The 6,134-nt window shown below is 51.5% G+C and carries 6 protein-coding genes; 4 read left to right on the top strand and 2 right to left on the bottom strand.

Going from position 1 to position 6,134, the window contains the following annotated elements; genetic code table 11:
* Positions 1 to 145 precede the first annotated feature (145 nt).
* Entirely contained in the window at positions 146 to 934 is a 789-nt protein-coding gene (locus ACTQ34_RS17280) for a MerR family transcriptional regulator (protein WP_441364852.1), read from the bottom strand.
* Between the two features lie 105 nt (positions 935 to 1,039).
* Here ACTQ34_RS17280 and ACTQ34_RS17275 point away from each other — a divergent pair, with 105 nt between their 5' ends.
* Positions 1,040 to 1,297 carry a TIGR03905 family TSCPD domain-containing protein gene (locus ACTQ34_RS17275; RefSeq protein WP_441364851.1) on the top strand — a complete coding sequence of 86 codons (258 nt, stop codon included), beginning with the start codon at positions 1,040 to 1,042 and terminating at the stop codon, positions 1,295 to 1,297.
* Positions 1,298 to 1,414: 117 nt separating this feature from the next.
* Here ACTQ34_RS17275 and ACTQ34_RS17270 read toward each other — a convergent pair whose 3' ends face one another.
* Positions 1,415 to 2,455, bottom strand: coding sequence for a LacI family DNA-binding transcriptional regulator (locus tag ACTQ34_RS17270; protein WP_441364850.1), 1,041 nt, complete (start codon positions 2,453 to 2,455; stop codon positions 1,415 to 1,417).
* Positions 2,456 to 2,937: 482 nt separating this feature from the next.
* Between ACTQ34_RS17270 and ACTQ34_RS17265 the strand changes: the two genes are divergently transcribed.
* The 3 genes from ACTQ34_RS17265 to ACTQ34_RS17255 all read left to right on the top strand — a co-directional run bounded on the left by ACTQ34_RS17265 (position 2,938) and on the right by ACTQ34_RS17255 (position 5,975).
* Complete coding sequence (locus tag ACTQ34_RS17265; RefSeq protein WP_441364849.1) at positions 2,938 to 3,939, top strand: sugar ABC transporter substrate-binding protein; 1,002 nt, start codon at positions 2,938 to 2,940, stop codon at positions 3,937 to 3,939.
* A gap of 163 nt (positions 3,940 to 4,102) precedes the next feature.
* Positions 4,103 to 5,110, top strand: a complete 1,008-nt coding sequence (iolG, locus tag ACTQ34_RS17260) for an inositol 2-dehydrogenase (RefSeq protein ID WP_441364848.1) — start codon at positions 4,103 to 4,105, stop codon at positions 5,108 to 5,110.
* A gap of 76 nt (positions 5,111 to 5,186) precedes the next feature.
* Positions 5,187 to 5,975, top strand: coding sequence for a TIM barrel protein (locus tag ACTQ34_RS17255; protein WP_441364847.1), 789 nt, complete (start codon positions 5,187 to 5,189; stop codon positions 5,973 to 5,975).
* Positions 5,976 to 6,134: the final 159 nt, after the last annotated feature.

Here is a 6,134-nt window from a genome sequence, read left to right as displayed (position 1 = left end):
GGTTGTGGAAGGAGAAGTCTTCTCCATTCATGTTTGTACTTTTTTGGCCTTTATACGCCAGAAACCCGGCTTATGCCTGACGCATAGGCCGGGTTTCTCGACAGACTGAGGGTACTGGGAGTTTCTCTCCCAGTACCCTATTCGGTCAAATTTGTTCCTGCAGCTCCAATAATGGTCCCTTTAAATCAAAATAAGCGGAAGTCATATTTGTAATAATTACCTGATTTGCCTTGGGATGCTGCACAAAGTATTCCAAAATCAGCGCATCAATGTGGTCTAGCGCCTGTGCGGGTTTCTGCTGACAGAGATAGTCCCCTTCAGGCAGCACTTCTAGGTTGGTGACATCCTCTTTCTGCTGAAGAACCTCCAGAAAAATATCGGTATCAATACGTTCCCCCTGCCGCCGGGCGATCAGTCCAATGGGAAAAGTAAAGGCGGGCAACAGGCCCATAGATTGCCCGCGTAGAAAAATTTCCGTGGAGCTTTGTTTAAATTCTAATTCTCCGCCAGAGGGAGTAAAAGGTGACCGCAAAATAAGCCGCTGGCGCAGATGCCGTCGATAAACACCCTCCTGTTCCTGATAGCGCTGGTTTTCTTCGATTCGGCGGAGTGCTCCCTCCATCTGCTGCATGGTATTACGAAGGTGAGCAAGCTTCTCCAGAGCCTTTTGTTGTCCATCTTGAAGCAGCTGCCGGATATCCAATGTCTGGTCAGGCTTCCGATATTGCTCCGCGTCCCGTAAAGGGATGTTCAGTTCCAGACACATTAAAATCATGTCCAACTCCACCAGTTGCTCCAGAGCATAGTACCGATAGCCTGTTTCTTCCTCAACATGGGCAGGGAGCAGGGCACCAATCCGCTCGTAATATCGCAGCGACTTGGGATTTACATTGCGTAGTCTGGCAAAGTCGCCAATAGAAAGATAGCCTTGCATCCGCGATTCCTCCTTGGATACCACTTGACTTTCCTATTATGGGAAGGTCTATTTTATTATTATATAGCAAACTGCAGGCTATTACCAGATAAAGGAGAGGAAAGAATGATTTATCGGACCAATGGCACCTGCGCCAAAGAAATTAAATTAGAAGTAGAACATGGCATGATCCAGTCAGTAGAATTTGTATTGGGCTGCCCTGGGTTTACTCAGGCGCTGAGCCGCCTGCTGGTGGGGATGCGTGTGAAGGATGCAATCGCACAGCTGAAAGGGATTCAATGTCTGGATAAGGGGACTTCCTGTCCAGATCAACTGGCGCTGGCGCTGGCACAAATCCAAGAAACAGAAGAAAACCAGTCCTGAAAACTTTTTTCTTGCCGACATATCGCCTTTTTACAGACAATGCCCTCGCGTGTTGACTGTATCAAAACAAAAATGCGTTTCCTTTCTGGAAGCGCATTTTTTTATACCAATTTTCCATTAGTCGATATTTTGTGAACAGATAATGGAGATACGCGTAGATAGCTGGTCCTCCTGCGGGGAATTTCCTTTGTGCAGCAGCTCGCGCAGCAGGATGAGCGGAAGATAGCCTTGCCGAACCATATCCTGCGTGATTGTGAAGTCCAGGCTGCCCTCCTGTAGCAGCTGCTTGGTACGCGCGGACACATCGTGCGCGACCACATGAATCCGTCCAACCGCTCCGGCCTGCCGCAGCGCATCAGTGCAGCCGGTCACGCTCCGGTTGACCATATAAATTGCTGCCAAATCAGGCGTATCATGCAGCGCCTTTCGCACTTTATCACAGGTCAAGCGGTAATTATTATAAGTTTCCGTAATCTCGATCTGCGCGGCGGCAACACCCAGCTCATGCATGCGTGCACAAAAGCCGTCCAACCTCGTCCGATGTCCGTGGTATTCCAAATTACCCACCATTGCCAAAATGCGCGCGCTATGCGGCACACATTTGCTAAGCAGTTCGGCCGCAATCCGACCGCTTTTTGCATAGTCCTGTCCGACAAAACACAATCGCTTACTGCCCGGCAGATCGGAATTGAACGTGATGCATGGAATACCGCGATCGGCCAGCTCGCCAACCTTTGCCTCAATCGAAATATCGTTGAGCGCACACAGCGCAATGCCTTGCGCACCCCAATCGACCAGTGTATCCAAATGCTCAATACACTCGATTGGAAGATCGGTCTCGCACACACACACGTGAATTTCGACACGATACGGTGCCAGCTCACGCCGCGCCCTTGCAATGCCCTCGCTCACCTCATTTTTGAAGCTGCCTGTCCAGTTGGGCAGAAGCACACCCAACCGCAATGGCGGAAAAGCCTCCGGCTGCTCGACCGCCTGTGCGTGCCGCGGCGGTACATAGCCTGTTTCTTCGATCGCCTTGAGGATGCGTGCGCGCACCTTGGCGCTCACATATGAGCGGTTGTTAATCACGCGGTCCACCGTGCCGCGCGAAACTCCAGCCCGCTCGGCAACCGTCTGAATAGTTGCTCGTCTGCTCATAAAAATCCCCACCTATTGCTGCTGAAGTAGTTGTGTTTCATTATAGCACACGTTCTGTGCATTCTGCAAATTCATTTATCAAAATCCGTGTGTTTCTTATATATATGTGCTATTGCACACATATAACAAATCCATCCCCATAATATGTTTATGGCATAAATCAGCGTATTTTATTACATATAGCTGATGTATCTACACAAATTCTTTTGCAATTCATGCAAAACCAGTGTGTTTTCATTGTGTATAATGGCTAACGACATGTCCTCAAAGTTCTACACCACTTATTCTTTAATTTTTTTGGCATTAAACACAGCTTTTTTTCACTTAAATTGTCATATTTTCATATTTATCGATGAACTAGCAATTTTCTTCTTTAAATTTATCTGCTAAAACCGATTGACATATCTCTTAATCTTCATTACAATAAGCACACAAACAGCACATAACACATAATAGCACACAAAAGAGAAAGGATGAAAGACATGACAAAGAAAAACTGGTTTGCAGCTTTCCTGGCTGGTTCACTCGCCCTGACTCTGACTGCTTGCGGCGGTGATGCCAACCAGGAGCAAAGCGGCGATGCCTCTGCAAGCACTCCCTATGAGATCAGCATGATTCTCAAGACCAATGCATCCGAGTTCTGGCAAATTATTCAGGCCGGTGCAGAAGCCTACGAAAAGGAACATCCCGATCTGGTCAAGCTGTCTATCAAGGGGCCTCCGGGAGAAACCTTTTACGAAGAGCAACTGAACATGATCACCACTGATCTTTCGGTCGACTCTTACGACGGCTATTTGATTGCTCCGCTGCAATCCGAAGCGGTTGCCACTGCAATCGCCAACACCGATAAACCGGTCGTCGCTTTCGACACGAACATTGACTCGGATAAGTGCTTGAGCTTTATCGGCACCGGCAACAAGGAGGCTGCCAAGGAAGGCGCAAAGGCCGCTGTAGCAGCTGCACAGGCGGCTGGCTGGGAAGAGATCAAATGCATTGAGATCGCCGGCGTGCAGGGCGACGCAACCAACACCGCCCGCATGGAAGGCTACCGCGAAGGCATCACCGAGGCCGGAGGCGAATTTCTGGATAACGAAGTGCAGTATGCCAACGCCACGGCCGATCTCGCCGTCACATCGATGGAAGCCATCATGAATAAATTCCCGGATGGTATCGCCATTATCTGCTCGAACAATGATGACATGGCGCTGGCTGCCGCACGCACCGCAGAGGGCAATCCAGCTTATGCTAATACCATCTTTCTGGGATTTGATGGCCAGAAATCCGCAGTAGAAGCCGTTCTCAGCGGCGAACTGACCATGACTGCCGCACAGAACAACTACGACATCGGCTACAAGGCAGTCGAGACCATGGTGAAGATCCTGCAGGGCGAGGATTACGACGAAGTTGTTGATACCGGCACGCAGATCATCACTCAAGAAAATGCACAGGAACGTCTTGACCGCTTTGCGGAATGGATGCCCTAATCCATTTTCCCATCCCCAATTTAGTTACCTACAACTCTCTTTTATTTTAAAACGCTCCAACGTTTTTCCAACTACCGACTCTCTACCCTATTGAACGCTCCAACGTTTCAATTTGTACCTACCTCATGATATTCGAACCAATCCAGAAAGGAGAATTCTCTTTATGAAAGTTGGCATTATCGGCGCGGGCCGCATCGGCAAGGTCCATGCCAAGAACATTTCCATGTTTGTGCCGGAGATGGAGATCAAAACCATCGCCGACCCGTTCATGAACGAGCAGACCGAAGCGTTTGCCAAGCAGTGCGGCATTCCCAACTGCACCAAGGATGCAAACGACATCCTGAACGATCCCGAAATCGAGGCTGTTCTGATCTGCTCCTCGACCGACACGCACTCCAAGTACATCATCGAAGCGGCACACGCCGGCAAGCACATCTTCTGCGAAAAGCCGATCGACTACGATCTGGCCAAGGTGCATGCCGCGATCGACGCGGCCAAGCAGGCCGGCGTCAAGCTGCAGATCGGCTTCTGCCGCCGCTTTGACCACAACCATCGCGCGGTTTACGACATGGTGCGCGACGGCAAGGTCGGCAAGGTTAACATCATCAAAATTTCCTCGCGCGACCCAGAACCGCCCCCGGTATCCTATGTCAAGGTTTCCGGCGGCATCTTCTACGACATGATGATCCACGACTTCGATATGGCGCGCTTCCTCGCGGGCAGCGAAGTCACCGAAGTGAACGCCATCGGCTCGGTGCTGGTCGATCCCGGCATTGGCGAGGCGGGCGACGTGGACACCGCTCTGGTCACGCTCAAGTTTGAAAACGGCGCCATCGGCGTGATCGACAACAGCCGCAAGGCCGTTTATGGTTATGATCAGCGTGTCGAGGTATTCGGCTCGGAAGGCTGCGCCGAGGACCAGAACGATACTCCCAACACCGCAGTGCTGTCCACAGCGGACGGCGCGGTACACGGCGTAGCATATAAGGTCATGTGGGACCGCTATACTGGCGCATTTGTGGCCGAAATGCAGGCGTTTGCGGACGCTGTTACCAATGACAAAGAAACCCCGGTTACCGGCGAAGACGGTCTGTATCCGGTCCTGATGGCAGCTGCCGCCACCAAGTCGCTGCACGAGAGCCGTCCGGTCAAAATTTCCGAAATTGAATAATGAAACCGCGGGTGGTATGATGGTGTTGATAACACCATCACCACCCGCACACTACCCATCAGGAGGACTGATCACAATGGCACTGAGAAAATGCGCGTGCATCGACACGCTGTACACCGAACTGGACTGGCTGGACCGTTTCCAGGCGGCCAAGGACGACGGTTTTGAAGCCGTAGAATTCTGGGATTGGCGCATCCGCGATCTGGATGCGACCCGTGCCGCCGCGGAAAAAGCGGGCATCTCCATTTCCGGCTTTAACGGCGATGCGGACTATTCGCTCGTCGATCCGACCCATAAGCAAAAATACATCGACTATCTCAAGCAGTCGATCGCTGCCGCGAAAAAGGTCGGCGCTACCAGCGTGACCATTCACTCCAATGCGCTCGGTGAAGGCGGCATCGTAGTGGACCACTATGACAACCTGTCGCACACGGTCAAGCTGTGCTCGATGTACGACATGCTGCTCGACTGCGCCAAACTCGCGGAGGCCGAGGGCATCAACCTCAACCTTGAGGCGCTCAACATCACGACTGATCACGTCGGCAACTTCCTTGCGACCACCCAGATGGGCGCGGAGATCGTCCGTCTGATCGGCTCGCCGCGGCTCAAGCTGCTGTATGACGTATACCATATGCAGATCAACGAAGGCTGCATCTGCGACACGATCACCAAGTACGGCGATACGTTCGGCCACATCCATGTGGCGGACGCGCCCGGCCGTCACGAACCGGGCACTGGCGAAATCAACTACAAAAAGGTAATCTCCCACCTCGAAGCCTGCGGCTACACCGGCCGCGTCGGCTATGAGTTGTTCCCACTGACCGATACCAAGACCGCCGTTAAGGCGATTATGGAAAACGCCTAAAAACAATCGTATCCGAAAAGCAAAAGGCTGCCTTTCAGGCAGCCTTTTGCTTCAGTCTGTCGAGAAACCCGGCCTATGCGTCAGGCATAAGCCGGGTTTCTGGCGTATAAAGGCCAAAAAAGTACAAACATGAATGGAGAAGACTTCTCCTTCCACAAC

Origin of the sequence: Agathobaculum sp. LCP25S3_E8, assembly GCF_052117165.1 — a bacterium.
In the GTDB taxonomy this organism is placed as follows: domain Bacteria; phylum Bacillota; class Clostridia; order Oscillospirales; family Butyricicoccaceae; genus Agathobaculum.
Note: the sequence above shows the minus strand (reverse complement) of the source record. Positions and strands in the feature narration are given on the sequence as shown.

Excerpts from the sequence above, each read along its gene's own strand:
- ACTQ34_RS17280 (WP_441364852.1), bottom strand. The coding sequence starts at position 934 with ATGCAAGGCTATCTTTCTATTGGCGACTTTGCCAGACTACGCAATGTA.
- ACTQ34_RS17275 (WP_441364851.1), top strand. The coding sequence starts at position 1,040 with ATGATTTATCGGACCAATGGCACCTGCGCCAAAGAAATTAAATTAGAA.
- ACTQ34_RS17270 (WP_441364850.1), bottom strand. The coding sequence starts at position 2,455 with ATGAGCAGACGAGCAACTATTCAGACGGTTGCCGAGCGGGCTGGAGTT.
- ACTQ34_RS17265 (WP_441364849.1), top strand. The coding sequence starts at position 2,938 with ATGACAAAGAAAAACTGGTTTGCAGCTTTCCTGGCTGGTTCACTCGCC.
- iolG (WP_441364848.1), top strand. The coding sequence starts at position 4,103 with ATGAAAGTTGGCATTATCGGCGCGGGCCGCATCGGCAAGGTCCATGCC.
- ACTQ34_RS17255 (WP_441364847.1), top strand. The coding sequence starts at position 5,187 with ATGGCACTGAGAAAATGCGCGTGCATCGACACGCTGTACACCGAACTG.